We start from the raw sequence: 16,966 nt of genomic DNA on the forward strand, positions 1-16,966 counted from the left end.
TTTGTGGTTAGGATGGTTAACAATCTTTCTCTCCAACATAAGAAAAAGCTAAAAATTACAACAATAATCCTGTATAATAAAACTAATCAATACTATTATGATTAAACCGGTGGTGAGGAAGCAATGGAACACATCAAGAATATGTACATGAAAGAACATCACACCCAAACAGAGGCAATTGTAATAGAAGGACCACTGCCTGCATCTGCATTACAAAATTACCGATTTCATTCTGAACTAACAGCGTTTCGGCCTGCACCAAAACAATTCCAGGCGCTGTTAAGCATTGCTGATCTCCAAGAAGGCCGAGTGATTATAGCAAGGACACAAGACACCATTATCGGATATGTCACGTATCTTTATCCTGATCCACTAGAAAGATGGTCTACCTTTCAAATGGAGGATTTGCTGGAGCTAGGAGCAATTGAAGTTACACCGGAATATCGTGGTGGTGGAATTGCTTCATCCTTACTTAAAATTTCCATGATGGATGAATTTATGGAAAACTATATTATCATTTCAACCGAATATTATTGGCATTGGGATCTTAACGGAACTAATTTAAGTATTTGGGAGTATCGCAAGGTCATGGAAAAAATGATGGCAACCGGTGGCTTACAACCCGCTCCAACAGATGACCCTGAAATAATCTCACATCCTGCAAACTGCTTAATGGTACGCATTGGAAAAAATGTGCCAGAATCATCAATTAACCAATTTGATACTTTACGATTTCTTAGAAGACAGGAATTACGTACAATGAGGGAGGGTTTATAATGCATGTTGAAGATATTATGAAGCGACACGTAATCACACTTAGCCCAGAAGATTCCATCGCAACTGCACATCAATTACTACTGGAACACCGAATTAGGCACATCCCTATTGTGGATGAGGATTTTACGGTAATTGGCATTGTTTCAGATCGTGATGTACGTGATGCTAGTCCATCAGTATTACTAGCTGAACAGGATAAGACCATTTTAAACAAGAAACTACGCACCATTATGCGACACCCTGTAATTACCGTACATCCGCTCGACTTCGTTGAAGAAGTTGCCCGTATAGTCTATGATCGTGAAATTGCTTGTCTTCCAGTTGTTAGTCACAACAAGCTAGTAGGCATTATAACAGAAAAGGACTTGCTATATACGTTTATCCAACTAACAGGCACTCATATTCAAGGATCACAAATTGAAGTGAAAGTACCTAATAGGCCTGGAATACTACCTGAAGTAGCTTCCGTATTCGGGAATCGAGGATTAAACGTCTCCTCTGTTCTTGTTTATCCTTATAAAAATGATCCAGAATTTAAAATACTTGTTTTTCGTATCCAAACAATGAATCCGCTACCAATTATTCGTGAATTACGGCAAGAGGGCTATGAACTCATGTGGCCAAATAATATACCGGAGCCAAAGCTATGAGTAGGAACGTTAAATTTGTCTACACGAACTCACTATTAAACTATCACTTCCATGAAAATCATCCCTTTAATCAACAACGAGTCCTATTAGCAAAAGAATTATTAGAAGAATCCGATGCACTTGCATCCAATGATATGGTAATGCCACGATCTGCTACGGAAGAAGAAATAGCTCTTTTTCACGATGTAAGGTATATTGACGCTGTTAAAAACAGCAGTAAGGCAAGTCTCGATAATCTGGTCAAGTTCGGTCTAGGCACTGAAGATACCCCCGTCTTCCCGAATATGCATGAAGCGTCCATGCAAGTGGTAGGTGCTACATTAACAGCAGTTGAATCTGTATTACTCGATGGTTTTGATGGGGCGGTAAATTTCGGTGGCGGACTTCATCACGGATATAAAAATAAAGCATCCGGATTTTGCGTATATAATGATGCAGCAATTGCCATTAACTATATTCGTAAAGTGTTTGGGCTAAAGGTGCTTTATATTGATACGGATGCACATCATGGAGACGGAGTTCAATGGGCTTTTTACGAAGATCCGAATGTGTGTACATTTTCCATCCATGAGACAGGCAGGTACCTATTTCCGGGCACAGGAAATGTTACAGAACGAGGGATTAAAGCCGGTCATGGATTTAGCTTCAATTTGCCTATCGATGCCTTTACACAGGACGACTCCTTTATTGATGTTTATTCGATTGCGTTACAGGAAATTGCCGATTATTTTCAACCAGACATTATTGTCACCCAAAATGGTGCTGATGCACACTTTTATGATCCACTTAGCCATCTTTGTGGCTCAATGGAAATCTATGAAGCCATTCCAAAGGTTGCTTTAGAAATTGCGAATCGCTATTGCAACGGAAAATGGATTGCGCTTGGTGGAGGGGGTTATGATATATGGCGGGTTGTCCCAAGAGCATGGGCACAGTTGTGGCATGTTATGAAGTATGGTGATACCGCAAAGGGACCTCTACCTCTTAACTGGGTTCAGAAGTGGCAAGTAGAAGCCCCAGTTACAATACCGGCGACTTGGAAGGATGATAAAGGGATCATACCAGAAATACCTAGGAAAGCAGAAATAACCGAGAAAAACTATCACACATTATTAAATCTATTAAAATATACAAAAGTAAAAAGAGATTAAGAACATAAGTATTTATGACAAGATAAATTCCGAACGCGGGCAATCAAGACCCGCTTCGGTAAAATGCGCCTTTGTGTTAGTGCATTATTTATTAGTTTATCTTCTCATTTTACTTATATCTTAATCTCTTTAACTTTCAGTTCCATCTTCTAGTATGACAATTTCTACTCGCCTGTTTTTACTTCGATTTGCTTCACTATCATTTGGTACAACTGGATATGTGTCACTATATCCTGTGATGGAAAAACGGTTTTCTTGCAACCCTTCCTCATCTACTAAGAATCGAACGACACTACTTGCTCTTGCACCTGATAATTCCCAATTCGACGGGTATCGAAAACTATCCATTGGAACATCATCTGTGTGTCCTTCGACTTTAATCGGATTATCGATTTGAGCAAGTAAATTACCTACTTTTGTTAAAAACGGAAGCGCTGATGGCAGGATGACTGCTTCACCAGGATCAAATAGAATACTATCTTGTAAAACAAGTACAACTCCTCGTTCAGAACGATTTGCCGAAACAACATTATTTAAATCATTTTCATCCAAATAGCTTTCTACTTCCGTGATTAAATCCTGTAAGGAATCTTGTTCGGCATCACGATCATCTGGTGTGGGAATCTCCACATCATTCGGTGCCTCATTATCTTCAATGTTCTCAGAGGAATTATCCAATGGCACCTTAGAAGAAGAAAAATCAAAAATTGTCCGGCTTCGAAAGGATTCTGATACTTGTTCAAACTTGGCAGCATCAATCTGTGACATAGAGAATAGTAAAATAAAAAAAACAAGTACCAGTGTAACCATATCAGAATAGGTAACCATCCATTTAGGTGCACCTTTATCAACTGTTTTTCCTCTATCTCTACGCTTCATGAAAATCCTCCCTAGCAAAACGCGGATCAGCCTCGTTATCAAGCTCCCTCATATCTTCTTCTGCTAGAAAAGCACCCAGTTTTTCCTCTAAAATTCTCGGATTTTGTCCGGATTGAACCCCTATGACACCTTCAATTATAATTTGTTTTATAAAGATTTCCTCTTCTGTTTTATTCTCCAGCTTACTTGCCATCGGAATAAACACTAAATTAGCTAACACTGTTCCATATAGCGTAGTTAACAAAGCCACTGCCATACTAGGACCTAATGTCGCTGGATCCTGTAGATTATTTAGCATAAGAACAAGACCTATTAACGTACCTATCATCCCCCAAGCAGGGGCATATTCACCGCATTTCTGTATGATCATTCTTCCTCGATAATGACGTTCTTCCATGGCGATAATTTCAGCATCCATAATATCATGAATGACCTCTGGCTCTACACCATCTATTGCAAGTAAAATTCCTTTTTGGATAAATGGCTCATCAACTTCTTCTAACTCATTTTCTAGCGCTAAAATCCCTTCTCTTCTAGCTCTTTCTGATAAGCGAATAAATAAATCAATAAGTTCTGGTAGCTTTCGTTCATTTTGATTAAAGGATTCCTTTAACACTCTTCCTGTTAGCTTGATTTGCTCCAAGTTGAAGTTTATAAGTAATGAACCAGCTACTCCACCGATCACGATAAGAATTGAAGCAACATCAAGAAAAGACACAAAACCTTCTGTTCCTGCATTAGAAAGTATTGCCAGCATAATCATAATAAACCCTATTGTAATGCCGATAGGAGTTAATAAATCTCTTTTTCTCATACTCTCACTCCCAAAAATTCTGAGTAGTCGTCTTCCTTCGATTCCTTATATCCCAAACCATCTACTTTGTTGAATTACGTTCTACTAAGCGGTGTGGCAATACTACCTTCTGCTCTTCTACTTCTTCTTTATTCATAAATTTAGTTAATAATCGCATTGCTACCGCACCAATATCATACATCGGTTGAACAACTGTTGATAAGGTTGGGCGAACCATAGTAGCTAACTTCGTATTATCAAATCCAAATACCTCTAGCTCATCTGGAACTTTCATACCCATATCCTGTGCACCGTGGATTGCTCCAAGCGCTATTGCATCAGATGCAGCAAATACAGCGGTAGGTTTATCATTTAAGTTCATTAATTTCCCTACTGCTTGAATACCAGCTTCATACGTGTAGTCACTATGAATAATATAATCCTCGACTACTGGTATAGCTGCCTCTTTCAGTGCACGTAAGTACCCTTGATATTTCAATTGATTAATGGTGTATTCTTCTTTCCCAGAAATAAATGCAACCTTCTTATTTCCTTTTTCAATTAAAAACTTAGCCGCTTCATATCCAGCTGCCTCATAATCGATGTTAACAGAAGCAATGGAATCCGTACCATCATACGTTGCTGCTAATACAACAGGTACAGATGCTGTTGAAAATTGTTGAACATGTTCTTCCGAGATATTTCCACCCATAAAGATAATGCCATCTACTTGTTTTTCAAGCATCGTATTAATCAGTTGAATTTCTTTATCTTTGTTTTGATCGGAGTTACTTAGAATAATATTGTACTTATACATAGTCGCAATATCTTCAATTCCTCGTGCTAATTCAGCAAAAAATATACTTGAGATATCCGGTATAATTGCTCCAACCGTTGTTGTCTTTTTACTTGCAAGTCCACGCGCAACAGCATTAGGTCGATACCCTAATCGCTCAATAGTTGCTAGTACCTTTTTTCTAGTTGTTGGTTTTACATTTGGATTTCCGTTTACAACCCGTGAAACGGTTGCCATGGAAACATTCGCTTCTCTTGCTACATCATATATTGTTACTGTCATCAAAAATACCTCCTAAATTCCGTTATCTCGAGTAAAGACACGTATAGTAACTATTAATAATCATACTCTACCACGCAAAAAAATACAAAAAATAATATGAAAAAGACCGATCTTACTTGATCAGTCCTATTTCAGCAAAAAATTAGCTAATCGACGCTCTAAATTTAGACAATTCCTGATAAAACGTTTCAAATGTCGGAATGTCCATTTGCTGTGCCGAATCTGATAATGCAATAGCGGGATCAGGATGAACCTCTGCCATAATACCATCAGCGCCAATAGCCATTGCCGCTTTTGCTGTTGGAATAAGTAAATCTCTTCTTCCTGTTGAATGAGTCACATCAACCATAACCGGCAAATGCGTCTCCTGTTTTAGAATTGGTACCGCTGAAATATCTAGTGTGTTTCTAGTTGCTGTTTCATACGTTCTAATTCCACGCTCACAAAGAATTATATTACCATTTCCACGAGAAATTATATATTCTGCAGCATTAATAAATTCAGAAATAGTTGCCGAAAGTCCACGTTTTAATAAAACAGGCTTATCCACATCTCCCGCAGCTTTTAATAATTCAAAGTTTTGCATGTTTCGCGCACCAATTTGAATAACATCGACATAATCAAGTGCCACTTCAATATGAGCAGGATTCACAATCTCACTAATCACGGCTAAATCGAATTCATCCGCTACCTCGCGCAAAATTTTCAACCCCTCAATGCCAAGCCCTTGAAAATCATATGGTGATGTACGAGGTTTAAATGCACCACCTCTGAATAATTTAATTCCTTTTTCCTTAATGACGCTGGCTACCTCACGTACTTGCTCATACGTTTCAACTGCACATGGCCCCATCACAAAATGCGGGTTGCCATCGCCAATCTTCAAGCCTTTAATATCAATGACAGTATTTTCTGGCTTGCGCTTTCTAGACACTAATAATTCCTTACTCTGATCATCCTCTTGTAATTCTAAACCGGCTTTAAATATTTCTTTAAAAATATGTTCAATGGTTGCATTGTCAAAAGGACCATGATTATGCTCAATTAAATGATTAAGCATTTCCCTTTCTCTTACTGGATCGAAACGATTCAAGCCCTGTTTACTTTTTACTTGACCTATTTCCTTTACATAAGTTGCTCGTAAATTCACAAGTTCGAGTAATTGTAAATTAACCGCATCAAGCTTTTCTCGTAATTGTTCTAAATCATGTTGATTCATTTATTGGACCTCCTAAAAAGGAAAAAAACTACTGAAACTTAGCATTCTTCTTCATAATTTGACACAATTATAGCTAATAATTTTCGCTTTGTCATCTTTAGTTTATAATAATAAGGTAGATTTACAAACTATTTCTGCTTATACTTAAAGGAATAGCACAAATTTAGTGATAGATTGCACCTGTTTTTTGCTTAGGGGGAAGTACATAATGAAAAACGATCACATTTTTGCACTTGATATAGGAACCCGTTCGGTTACCGGAATCATATTAGAAAAACATGAGTCAAACTATACCTTAGTTGATTATTGTGTAAAGGAGCATCAGGTTCGTTCCATGCTTGATGGTCAAATTCACAATGTGGTAGAAGTGGCGGAAGTTATCAAACAGGTAAAAGAGACACTAGAAATAACTAATGGTCCGTTACACCATGTTTGTGTAGCTGCGGCAGGTCGTTCATTAAAAACCATAACGTCAACCGCGACACTTGAATTAGATCATAAACCAATTACCGATTTAGAAACGATTAAACATTTAGAATTAAGCGCTGTCCATGCAGCACAGTATAAGATTGCGACCATCGAATCTGACCATGATTATTCCAACTATTATTGTGTTGGTTATTCTGTCCTACATTATAAAATAGATGACGCTACAATCGGTTCCTTAATCGATCAAAGTGGACAAACAGCATCTGTTGATATTATTGCAACATTCCTTCCAAAGGTAGTAGTAGAATCACTACTATCTGCTTTAACACGCGCTGATTTAGAAATGGAAGCTTTAACACTTGAACCGATTGCTGCAATTCAGGTACTAATCCCTGATTCCATGAGACGCCTTAATGTAGCATTAGTTGATATCGGTGCTGGAACTAGTGACATTGCTATTACAAGTAATGGAACAGTTGCAGCCTATGGAATGGTTCCAGTAGCTGGCGATGAAATCACCGAAGCAGTTAGTGATACATATTTGCTTGACTTCCCTAAGGCTGAAGAAACAAAACGATTGATTGTTACAGAAGGTCAAGCCACTGTTACAGATATTCTAGGATTTGAATCAACTATAAACTATGAAAATCTAGTTACTGATATTAATGAAAGTATAACGAAATTAGCAAAAGCAGTTGCTGAGGAAATACTTCAACTCAATGGAACCCCGCCAAAAGCAGTCATGCTAGTAGGTGGTGGCAGTCAAACACCGGAATTCACTACAAAATTGGCTAGCTTGTTACAGCTACCAGCAAATCGTGTAGCCATTAGAGACATTGATGCAATTCAGTCCCTTCAAAAGACAGAGAATCTGCCTATAGGGCCTGATTTTGTTACTCCAATAGGAATTGCTATTGCAGCAAAACAAAACCCAATTCACTACATCTCCATAGGGGTAAATGAAAAAGTCATTCGAATGTTTGAAATGAAGCAATTAACAATTGGGGATTGTCTTGTACATGCCGGAATAGAAATCAATAAGCTTTACGGAAAACCTGGTATGGCTTCTATGATTACGGTTAATGGAAAAACCATTACCCTTCCAGGCGAATTTGGAAATCCACCAACAATACTACTTAATGGTGAACAAGCTACTGTGGAAACTGCTGTAAATAATGGAGATAGCATTACCATCGAAAAAGGAGCAGACGGAAAAACTCCACAACTAAAGCTTACGGAGCTTATCGGTGATTTACCTTCTAGTCGAATTTGGTATAATGACAAGTCTTATGAGTTAAAAACTACTTATTATGTCAATAATCACGTTCAACAAGAGAACTACATTGTCCAAGACAGAGATCAAATACGCCTAGTAACCCCTAGAACAATTAAAGACTTTTTAATTGCCCAGAAAGCTACGATTCCGAGTGATAGACCATTTGACGTATTTGTTAATAATGAGAAGGTTCAACTTGGCTTAGAGGCTGTCCAAATTACGGTCAATGGAAAGCCTGAGTCACTTTCCTATAAATTAAAGGAACATGACCGTGTAAACCTACTGTCCAAGAATAAACCTACAGTAATGACGTTATTAGAACAGATGAAAAAAGACTATTACCATCAAATTCACATTACATTTAATAACAAAACCGTAGCAATGAAACGTCCAAAATTAGCCATTAAGCGTGGAAATGATGTTCTTGACGTGTCGAATGAACTAAGGGTGAATGACCGGTTAATGATTGAAGAAAAAACTATAGAACCGTTTATCTTCCAAGATGTATTCCGATACGTTGATATTGATCTAACAAATGCAAATGGTAAGTTTACTATTATGATTAATGAAGAACCGAGTACTTTTTATGAAACAATCCAAAACGGTGATAGACTTGCTATTGTTTGGCATTAAATAGGAACCGTTATGGACTACGATTATTCCAATTATACTAGCACTAAAAAAAACTGGGACATAAGTTTTATGGTTAGATAAAATACGAACGTTGGTGCACGATACCCGCTCCGGGAATATACTTCGTTGAACAGTGCATTGTTCGTCCTTTTATCTTCTCATTTTACTTATGTCCCAGCCTGTTTTATAAATTAATTTTCTTCTACATCTGTATTTGGTACTTCATCTGATGATTTTGTTTTATCTTTTAAATCCTGAAGCTTTGTTTGAACATTTGATGTAAGGTCTTGGGTTTTTTGCTTTATTTCGGATCCCTTTACAACTGCAAGTTCTTTCCACTCTTGTCCTTTTTCCTGGGCAACATTCTTCCATTCCTCGCCCTTAGCTTGTGCAACATCCTTCCACTCTGTTGCTCGATCACGAACTTGAATTGCACCTTGATTAATGTCGCCTCTAAGTTCTTTTCCTGATTTAGGAGCGAACAATAAAGCTAAGCTAGCCCCAACTGCTGCACCAATTATTGTTCCAACAAAAAAGTCTTTACCACTATTTTCCGCCATTATAATTCCTCCTGTCCAATTTTATTTTCTCTTTTTAATGAGATCAAATAGAGCTGCTCCCCATGTGACTGCTTGTGAAGCCTTGTCCTGATTTTCATTAGCTGCTCTAGTGATAGTAGTAGAAAATTGCTTCAAGGATTCATTAAAATCTTGAACGGTTTCGCCGATGCCCTTTACACCGTCAAATACCCCATCCAGTTTTGCAGTTTTTTGATTAATATCGTCTGCTAAACTGTTCGTTTTCTTTAGTAATTCAGTTGTTTCAGATGTAATACCCTGCATTTGCTTTTCTAAACCTTCTAATGTACTTGCCACATTGTTTAACGTTCTAGTTGAAGCCTTTAAGGTCATTGCTAAGTAAATCACTAGTACTGCAAAAGCCACTGCAGCGATAATTGCAGCAATATATAACAAAATTTCCACCTATGATCATTCCTTCCACTTCATGATTTGCCACTATGTAATGCATAAGGTAATCAGCTTTATACCTCTTACACCATCTGCTATTAGTATATCTCCATTATAGGCTTTTCTATCATGAATTTCGAATTTATTCTAATTTACCATTCCCTACCAAGAATTTCAAACGTAAAAAAAAGAGGATAAGACAAAAGCATTAATGATTCGATAAAATCCGAACGTTGGTGCATGTTACAGCTCCGGGAATCAGTGCATTGTTCGTCTTTTATCTTACTCACTTCACTTCTGTCTCAACCTAATTTTCCTCATAAATCATTTATGCATTTTTTAATTTTTTTGTAGCTAAGCTTTCTTCGTAGGCTTTCTGGAATTTCTGAATATCACCAGCACCCATAAAGATGATGACACTGTCATCAAATTGGCTAAGTTCTTGCACATTTTCTAACTGTAAAATCGAACTGTCGTCAATTAATTTTTGTAAATCATAAATTGTCAATTGTCCACCATCTTCTCGGGCAGAACCAAATATATCACATAAGTAAACCGAATCAGCAGCTTCTAAGCTATCAGCAAACTCTTGTAAGAATGTCTTTGTTCTTGTAAATGTATGTGGCTGAAAAACTGCCACAACAGACTTATTTGGATATTTCTTTCGTGCTGATTCTATCGTTGCTGTTATTTCACGTCGATGATGGGCATAATCGTCAATAATGATTTGGTTACCAATTTGTTTTTCCGTAAATCGGCGCTTCACACCTTGGAAAGTACTAATTGCTTTAATTTCCTCCGCTTGCAATCCTTCATACTGACAAATAGCAATAACAGACAATGCATTTAATACATGATGATTTCCGTACATTGGAATCGTAAACGTCTCATAATAGGTGTTCCGAACAAATACGTCAAATTGTGTTCCTTCATCGGTTTCCTTTACGTTTTGGGCTTGGAAATCATTTGTCGGTAAAAATCCATAATAGACAACCGGAACCTTTGCTTGAATCTGTTGTAATTTCTCGTCATCTCCACACGCGATAATCCCTTTTTTCACGTTATCTGCCATGGATTGAAACGCATCAAACACATCATTAATACTAGAAAAATAATCTGGATGGTCAAAATCAATATTGGTCATAATAGCATAGTCAGGCTCATAGCTTAAAAAATGCCTTCTATATTCACATGCTTCAAACACAAAATAATTACTATCCACATGACCTCTTCCAGTGCCATCTCCAATTAAATAAGAAATCGGATAATTCGAATCCAAAACATGTGCTAACAAACCAGTCGTAGAAGTTTTCCCATGTGCACCAGTAATAGCAATACTTGTATATTGCTTTAACCATTCCCCTAAAAATTCATGGTAGCGGTAAAATACTAACCCACGACGTTTCGCTTCTTGTATTTCTGGATGTTCATCTGAAAAGGCGTTCCCAGCAATAATTGTTAAATCGTCGGTAATATTATTTTTAGAAAAAGGCAAAATTGGTATATTCTTTGCCTCAAGTGCATCTTGAGTGAAAAATCTTTTATCTACATCTGAACCCTGGACTTTTTCACCAGAGTCACGGAGAATTTGTGCTAATGCACTCATGCCAGTACCCTTAATACCAATAAAATGGTAAGTTGTCATAAAAAAGAACCTCCAACTATATATGTGAGAATAACACAATGTGTATTCATTTATTCCATCAGCTCACGACGTAGCCAATAAATAGATCGTATATCTACAATAACCATTTAGTAATTATAACAAATCTTCGGTAGCAATAAAATAGTTAATTAGTTATAGAAAAATTTGATTTAATTGCTGGTTATTGCTTGTGATATTCTACTTTCTCCAGTCTTGGATTTGGACGGTAACGACGACCTTCTTTGGCCTCAGGAGACCCATTTAGCAAGACATTATCCCCGGTAAAACCAATTTCAAACTTAAGAAGGCTTCTCCCTACTCCGTACGTGTCAACTGGTACGCCTAATGATTCGAAATAGCGGATCTTTTCTTCTGTAAACCCACCCGTTGCCACGATTTTTACGTGATGGTATCCATTATCATCTAATGCTTTACGTAAAGCAAATACCAATTCTGGATTAACACCTCTTGGGTCAAATGTCCCCATCACATGATGGTTCCGCAAGAAATACTTATCCACAAGGGTATTAGACGTGTCAATACGAACCCCTTTTAACTTCTCTTCAAAAGCACGAGCAACCTTCAATGAATCCGTAATAACATCATTGTTATAATCCACTAAAGCTACTAAATCGTCTTGTGGAAATACTTCATGATAAGCCTTCGTTGCTGCCACAACATCCCCTTTAAACATTTGAATCATTGCATGTGGCATTGTACCCATACCTTCTTTACCCCACCATTCATTCATTGCGTGGGTTGCTTGCGCAGTGGATCCTCCGATAAACGCAGCATAGCCATCACCAGCCTGCGTAGTATAGTGATCATCACGATCTCCCATGAATATTACGGGCTTTTGCTTGCCTGATGTTCGTGCTGCTTTTACCACATTATATACATTTGTTGCGACAGATGTTCTTCTAGCTAATATACCATCAATAATTCCTTCTAAATATCCAAATTCCTGATAAGGACCTGAAATCGTCAGGACGGTTTCATAAGGACTTATTTTATCGCCGTCTTTTAAGGAATGAATTTCTAGTGTTTCCGGATGATCAGCAAAGGTATGTACTAAGGCAATTGCTTCGTCCGTCCCACATAGAACAGCATTATTTTTTTGGAAAAACTGCATAGTTACATGATTGTTCGGAACTTTCTTTTCCACTATTTCCTTTGTCTTAAGAAAATAAACTGCTGAAAACCAGCCTTCCTTTATGCGTTTATCAAATTTAAAAGTTTTATTCGTTAAGCGGTCAATTTGTCCGTTTAACTTTTGTTCAATTTCTTTCATAATGTTCTCCTTACGTTTAGATATTCCAATTCCATCATATAGAAACGGTTTTATTTTAACAAGTAAACATTACCAGGAAAGGATTTTAAGTAAAGCTTTCTTCAAGCTGTGATTGTGTAATTAATACCTCACGTGGTTTACTACCATTTTGACCAGAAATAATTCCCTTATGCTCTAGTGTATCCATTAACCTTGCTGCTCGATTGTAACCAATTTTAAAATGTCGCTGTAAAAGAGAGGTACTAGCACTATTTTGTTCAAAAATGAAATGGACCGCTTCCTGGAGCAAATCATCTTCTTCCTCATCTGCTACAAATTGCTGCAGTAACGATTCTTGTTCAAACAAGTAATTCGGTTCTGCTAATGAACGAACATGCGCGGTAACCCGTTCAATTTCGTCATCCGACACAAACGGTCCCTGTAGCCGAACGCTCTTACCCGTACCATTTTCAATGAACAGCATATCCCCTTTTCCGAGTAATTTTTCTGCTCCACCAGTATCAAGTATCGTTCTAGAATCAATCTGTGACGAAACACTGAACGCAATTCTAGTTGGTATATTCGCTTTAATTAGACCTGTTAACACATCGACTGAAGGGCGTTGTGTTGCTAATAAAAGATGGATTCCACACGCTCTTGCTTTCTGAGCAATTCGACTAATTGCATCCTCAACATCCTGTGGTGATACCATCATTAAATCTGCTAACTCATCAATTACGATAACAATAAACGGCATTTTTTCATGCGTACGATTCTGCTTCACTATCTTTTGGTTGTATCTTTCAATATCACGAACGCCTTCTTGAACAAATCTTTCATAGCGATCTTCCATTTCATTAACAGCCCATTTAAGAGCCGCAGTAGCAGCCTTCACATTTGTGATAACTGGTGAAACTAAATGCGGAATGCCATTATATGGTGCTAATTCAACCATTTTCGGATCAATCAACAGAAATTTAACGTCCTCATGGCTTGCCTTATAAATTAGACTTAATAAGATTGTATTGATACATACACTCTTACCAGAGCCAGTCGCCCCAGCAATTAATCCATGTGGCATTTTTTGTATATTGGTTACCACCGGAGTCCCTTCAATACTCAATCCCAATGCAATCGTTAATGGTGATGAACTCGTATTAAATGTTTCAGAGCCTACTATTTCTTGAAGACTTACCATTTGCGATGTTGGATTCGGAACTTCTATTCCAATCGTATTTTTCCCAGGGATTGGTGCTTCAATTCGAATGTCCTTCGCTGACATATTTAATTTCAAATCATCACTCAGGTTTTTAACCTTACTCACCTTCACACCTAGTTCCGGGTGCACTTCAAATCTTGTTACCGCAGGTCCTTGAGTTGCATTTACAACACGAGCACGTACATTAAAATACTTTAATGTCTTTTCTAGTAATTCCTGTTGTTCTGCAATCCACTGATCATTTAAACTACTCTTTTCAACTTGATCATTTAATAAATGTAATGGGATTGCTGTATCCCGATCTCCATCGTTTTGTTGGATAACTCGTTCCGATTGAACTTGCTCTTCCAGTTGATTAGACGGTTTATCCTGAATTTCTTGAGGTGTTTGTTTATGTAACTGCTTTTGCCTGTCTGTAGCATTCATCAAAACATTATATGGACCGCTTCGCTTTCCAGCTGTCTGCTCACGACGTTGATATGCTGTTGTTTGAACGGGTTTTCTCTGTTCTACTGGACTAGTTCCCTCATCTGCCGGTCTATTCTCTTGCTGCAGTACTGATTGAGGCTGTTGTTTGACCTCATTACCGGTTACGTTTTCGTAATGCTTTTGTTCCTGCACAGTTGGTTCTACAGCTGTTCTTGATTGTCTCCGCTCCACCCTTGAAGGTATCGGCTGTGAGCTACTCGATGTCACCTGAACCGATTCTGGTTTTACATTATCTTCTACATAGTCGGTATGCGCATGCTTTACCTGTTCTGGAGGTTGGCTATCCATAATCCGTTTAGAAGTCTTTACTTGCTTCCGTAAATAGGCCGGAACAGAAGTATCTTCCGTCTTCAAACTTCTTTCACGAAAACCATAGATAGGTGAAGGAACCTCCGTTCTCTCAAAGGGCTTCTTTTCACCCTGATTTTTTGCCTTTGTTACAGGGCGTTCTTCCCGCCTTGCTTCTATTTTAGTTTGTCGCTGTGCTTTTCTTAAATAAGCAGGTTTATCAATATCATTCTTAGGTTTATTCTGTTTACCTTGTTCATGGAATTGTGGAAAACGATAGGTTTTATTATTTGGGTATTGGTATACCATTCTCGTTTTAATATCCGAAACAGAATCTGGTAATTCTTGTTGCTGATATACTTGTCTGTCTTCTACTTCTTCTTCTATCTCAACTTCTTTCCAAATAAAGTTCTCAATTTTCTTCTTCCATTTATCCCACATTACCTTCATCCTTTTCTTTCATACTAACCGATAGAATCCATACAAAAATTGTAGTAGGTGGTGTTTCATAAACACAACCTAACGAAACATGCGATTGTATCGTGTAACTGGTATTCGTTACACCAGCTAAATCTACTGTCTAAGCAGCTGCTTGCCAAGCATTAAAAAAGCAACCTAGTCGATAAAAACATAGGTTGCTTTCTATTATACAGGAAATGCTTCGCCAACAGAATAAGAATCATCTAGAACATAAATACCTTTTTCTTTAGGAGCATTTGGCATTCCTAATTCTTTTTGCGAGCATAGCATGCCATTGGAAGGAACTCCTCTTAATTCTGAAGGTTTAATTCGTAGTCCACTAGGCATTGTTGCACCTACCTTGGCAACGACTACTTTTTGTCCTTTATCAACATTCGGTGCACCACAAACAATCTGCAGCACTTCATTCCCAACATCAACCTGACAAACACTTAACTTGTCTGCATTTTCATGAGGTCCTTTTTCCACCACATAGCCTACTACAAATTTGGGACTAAGATCAAAATCTAGCTTGTCTTGGATTCCATGAGATTCGAATAATTGTTTGATAGTATTTAGCAATTCTGGTGTAAGTTGGATTTTACCAGTATTTTGTAAATCAATATGCTTAGAAGCTTGAAATATGTTATAGCCTAATACTGTATTATCGTGATTAACAATTTTCGTAACAGGACCAAATGTTTCATGAGTTATTTCATAACGATCCTCTGCATCTTTTAAAGGGATTATTAACACGTCGCCAATTCCATTTGGGTTATAAAATACATCCATTTCCTTCACTCTTTCTTATTATTTTTCTGGTTTGTTCTTTGCTAAAATAAAAATTGGGGTTAATTTCTTTTCCTCATATATAAACGGTAACGAGGTAATCGGAATCCTACCCTCCGCAAAAAACTTCATTGTCATCTGCGCTAGAATATCATAGCCAGTCTTATTTTGAATATCAGCCACAATCAGTACATCTTGGTGCGGTACTGCAATGGTAAGATCTCCTTTACTATTCGCTTTCATCTCTTCTAATAATGCTTCATTTAAAATTCTACTCGCATCATAGCCATCTTGTTTAGCGAAAAAGTAGAAATCATTGTCTGCTACTGTATCTAACTTATAATCATTTGCTAGCGAGCGCAAATTAAACGTAGCGACCTCATCCATCCGCTTCTGATTCCAGCCTTCTTGCTCCAGCATCTCTTTATCAATTAATCGATATGACTTGCCTAAATCCAATGCATAAAAAACCCTTGTCTCAGCTGTATGTTCTTTATAGACAAGCTTTGCACCAGCTTTTGTTTCAGTCGGAAAAGAAGTTGCTCGAATCACAGGATAAATGTGTTTTTCCATTCCATTCAATTGATAGGATTGATTCATGATCCGCATCGACTCTGAAATATGGTTAACAAGATCATCTATTGCCGCTTCCCCGTGTTCATTATATTTCCCAATTATCGATGGCAATTTTATCGTAACACCTTGTTTGGTGCTCTTCCACTCTATACGCATGCTATCCTGTTCACGATTATATGTTATCGTAAAATTAGAATCTGACAGCCTATCTGCTAAAATCGATTTCATTTTTTGACTAGTCATTTTCATAAGGTAATCCTCCCACATATCCGTACGCTTTTAAATTCCGGAAATAGCCATCCACGTCTAATAATAGCTTTGATTTGTATCCGATTCAACTAATTCACCTATTCATTATGGAAAAAAGCTAGCAACGAT

The 16,966-nt window shown here is 37.6% G+C and carries 15 protein-coding genes; 4 read left to right on the plus strand and 11 right to left on the minus strand.

Features of this window, described 5'->3' with window-relative positions:
- Positions 1-123 precede the first annotated feature (123 nt).
- Genes JF53_RS01650 through JF53_RS01660 form a run of 3 tightly spaced genes read left to right on the plus strand, consistent with a single transcriptional unit; the run spans position 124 to position 2,578 of the window.
- Positions 124-777: a GNAT family N-acetyltransferase gene (locus tag JF53_RS01650; RefSeq protein ID WP_047981568.1), complete on the plus strand. Its 654-nt coding sequence runs from the start codon at positions 124-126 to the stop codon at positions 775-777.
- A complete protein-coding gene (locus tag JF53_RS01655) occupies positions 777-1,427 on the plus strand; it encodes an acetoin utilization AcuB family protein (protein ID WP_047981567.1) in 651 nt (216 codons plus the stop codon). The genes JF53_RS01650 and JF53_RS01655 overlap by 1 nt, the downstream gene beginning before the upstream one ends.
- Positions 1,424-2,578 (plus strand): acetoin utilization protein AcuC, encoded by a 1,155-nt coding sequence (locus JF53_RS01660; RefSeq protein WP_047981566.1) that lies wholly within the window; start codon positions 1,424-1,426, stop codon positions 2,576-2,578. The genes JF53_RS01655 and JF53_RS01660 overlap by 4 nt, the downstream gene beginning before the upstream one ends.
- Before the next feature lie 129 nt (positions 2,579-2,707).
- Here JF53_RS01660 and motS read toward each other — a convergent pair whose 3' ends face one another.
- From motS to JF53_RS01680, 4 genes are all read right to left on the minus strand, one after another.
- Positions 2,708-3,457 carry a flagellar motor protein MotS gene (motS, locus tag JF53_RS01665; RefSeq protein ID WP_047981565.1) on the minus strand — a complete coding sequence of 250 codons (750 nt, stop codon included), beginning with the start codon at positions 3,455-3,457 and terminating at the stop codon, positions 2,708-2,710.
- Positions 3,447-4,271 carry a flagellar motor protein MotP gene (gene motP, locus JF53_RS01670; RefSeq protein WP_047981564.1) on the minus strand — a complete coding sequence of 275 codons (825 nt, stop codon included), beginning with the start codon at positions 4,269-4,271 and terminating at the stop codon, positions 3,447-3,449. The genes motS and motP overlap by 11 nt, the downstream gene beginning before the upstream one ends.
- 61 nt (positions 4,272-4,332) lie before the next feature.
- A complete protein-coding gene (gene ccpA, locus JF53_RS01675) occupies positions 4,333-5,328 on the minus strand; it encodes a catabolite control protein A (RefSeq protein ID WP_047981563.1) in 996 nt (331 codons plus the stop codon).
- Positions 5,329-5,470: 142 nt separating this feature from the next.
- Complete coding sequence (locus tag JF53_RS01680) at positions 5,471-6,547, minus strand: bifunctional 3-deoxy-7-phosphoheptulonate synthase/chorismate mutase (protein ID WP_047981562.1); 1,077 nt, start codon at positions 6,545-6,547, stop codon at positions 5,471-5,473.
- A gap of 208 nt (positions 6,548-6,755) precedes the next feature.
- On the opposite strand from JF53_RS01680, the gene JF53_RS01685 reads away from it, so the two are divergent.
- On the plus strand, positions 6,756-8,885 hold the full coding sequence (locus tag JF53_RS01685; protein ID WP_047981561.1) for a cell division protein FtsA: 2,130 nt from the start codon (positions 6,756-6,758) through the stop codon (positions 8,883-8,885).
- A 191-nt stretch (positions 8,886-9,076) separates the two neighbouring features.
- On the opposite strand, the gene JF53_RS01690 is transcribed toward JF53_RS01685, so the two are convergent.
- From JF53_RS01690 to JF53_RS01720, 7 genes are all read right to left on the minus strand, one after another.
- On the minus strand, positions 9,077-9,445 hold the full coding sequence (locus JF53_RS01690; RefSeq protein WP_047981560.1) for a YtxH domain-containing protein: 369 nt from the start codon (positions 9,443-9,445) through the stop codon (positions 9,077-9,079).
- 21 nt (positions 9,446-9,466) lie between these two features.
- The gene (locus JF53_RS01695; RefSeq protein ID WP_047981559.1) at positions 9,467-9,868 is read right to left on the minus strand and encodes a DUF948 domain-containing protein; all 402 of its coding nucleotides are present in this window, start codon (positions 9,866-9,868) and stop codon (positions 9,467-9,469) included.
- 313 nt (positions 9,869-10,181) lie between these two features.
- Positions 10,182-11,498, minus strand: a complete 1,317-nt coding sequence (gene murC, locus JF53_RS01700; RefSeq protein ID WP_047981558.1) for a UDP-N-acetylmuramate--L-alanine ligase — start codon at positions 11,496-11,498, stop codon at positions 10,182-10,184.
- A gap of 181 nt (positions 11,499-11,679) precedes the next feature.
- A complete protein-coding gene (locus JF53_RS01705; RefSeq protein WP_047981557.1) occupies positions 11,680-12,789 on the minus strand; it encodes a nicotinate phosphoribosyltransferase in 1,110 nt (369 codons plus the stop codon).
- Positions 12,790-12,874: 85 nt separating this feature from the next.
- Positions 12,875-15,205 (minus strand): DNA translocase FtsK, encoded by a 2,331-nt coding sequence (locus JF53_RS01710; RefSeq protein ID WP_047981556.1) that lies wholly within the window; start codon positions 15,203-15,205, stop codon positions 12,875-12,877.
- A gap of 204 nt (positions 15,206-15,409) precedes the next feature.
- On the minus strand, positions 15,410-16,015 hold the full coding sequence (gene ytpR / locus JF53_RS01715; protein WP_047981555.1) for a YtpR family tRNA-binding protein: 606 nt from the start codon (positions 16,013-16,015) through the stop codon (positions 15,410-15,412).
- 18 nt (positions 16,016-16,033) lie between these two features.
- Positions 16,034-16,837, minus strand: a complete 804-nt coding sequence (locus JF53_RS01720) for a DUF1444 domain-containing protein (RefSeq protein ID WP_047981554.1) — start codon at positions 16,835-16,837, stop codon at positions 16,034-16,036.
- Positions 16,838-16,966: the final 129 nt, after the last annotated feature.

Origin of the sequence: Ornithinibacillus contaminans, from assembly GCF_001038425.2 — a bacterium.
Lineage (GTDB): Bacteria > Bacillota > Bacilli > Bacillales > Amphibacillaceae > Ornithinibacillus > Ornithinibacillus contaminans.

Excerpts from the sequence above, each read along its gene's own strand:
- JF53_RS01655 (WP_047981567.1), top strand. The coding sequence starts at position 777 with ATGCATGTTGAAGATATTATGAAGCGACACGTAATCACACTTAGCCCA.
- JF53_RS01720 (WP_047981554.1), bottom strand. The coding sequence starts at position 16,837 with ATGAAAATGACTAGTCAAAAAATGAAATCGATTTTAGCAGATAGGCTG.
- JF53_RS01705 (WP_047981557.1), bottom strand. The coding sequence starts at position 12,789 with ATGAAAGAAATTGAACAAAAGTTAAACGGACAAATTGACCGCTTAACG.
- JF53_RS01650 (WP_047981568.1), top strand. The coding sequence starts at position 124 with ATGGAACACATCAAGAATATGTACATGAAAGAACATCACACCCAAACA.
- JF53_RS01690 (WP_047981560.1), bottom strand. The coding sequence starts at position 9,445 with ATGGCGGAAAATAGTGGTAAAGACTTTTTTGTTGGAACAATAATTGGT.
- JF53_RS01660 (WP_047981566.1), top strand. The coding sequence starts at position 1,424 with ATGAGTAGGAACGTTAAATTTGTCTACACGAACTCACTATTAAACTAT.
- JF53_RS01685 (WP_047981561.1), top strand. The coding sequence starts at position 6,756 with ATGAAAAACGATCACATTTTTGCACTTGATATAGGAACCCGTTCGGTT.
- motP (WP_047981564.1), bottom strand. The coding sequence starts at position 4,271 with ATGAGAAAAAGAGATTTATTAACTCCTATCGGCATTACAATAGGGTTT.
- motS (WP_047981565.1), bottom strand. The coding sequence starts at position 3,457 with ATGAAGCGTAGAGATAGAGGAAAAACAGTTGATAAAGGTGCACCTAAA.
- murC (WP_047981558.1), bottom strand. The coding sequence starts at position 11,498 with ATGACAACTTACCATTTTATTGGTATTAAGGGTACTGGCATGAGTGCA.
- ytpR (WP_047981555.1), bottom strand. The coding sequence starts at position 16,015 with ATGGATGTATTTTATAACCCAAATGGAATTGGCGACGTGTTAATAATC.
- JF53_RS01710 (WP_047981556.1), bottom strand. The coding sequence starts at position 15,205 with ATGTGGGATAAATGGAAGAAGAAAATTGAGAACTTTATTTGGAAAGAA.
- ccpA (WP_047981563.1), bottom strand. The coding sequence starts at position 5,328 with ATGACAGTAACAATATATGATGTAGCAAGAGAAGCGAATGTTTCCATG.
- JF53_RS01680 (WP_047981562.1), bottom strand. The coding sequence starts at position 6,547 with ATGAATCAACATGATTTAGAACAATTACGAGAAAAGCTTGATGCGGTT.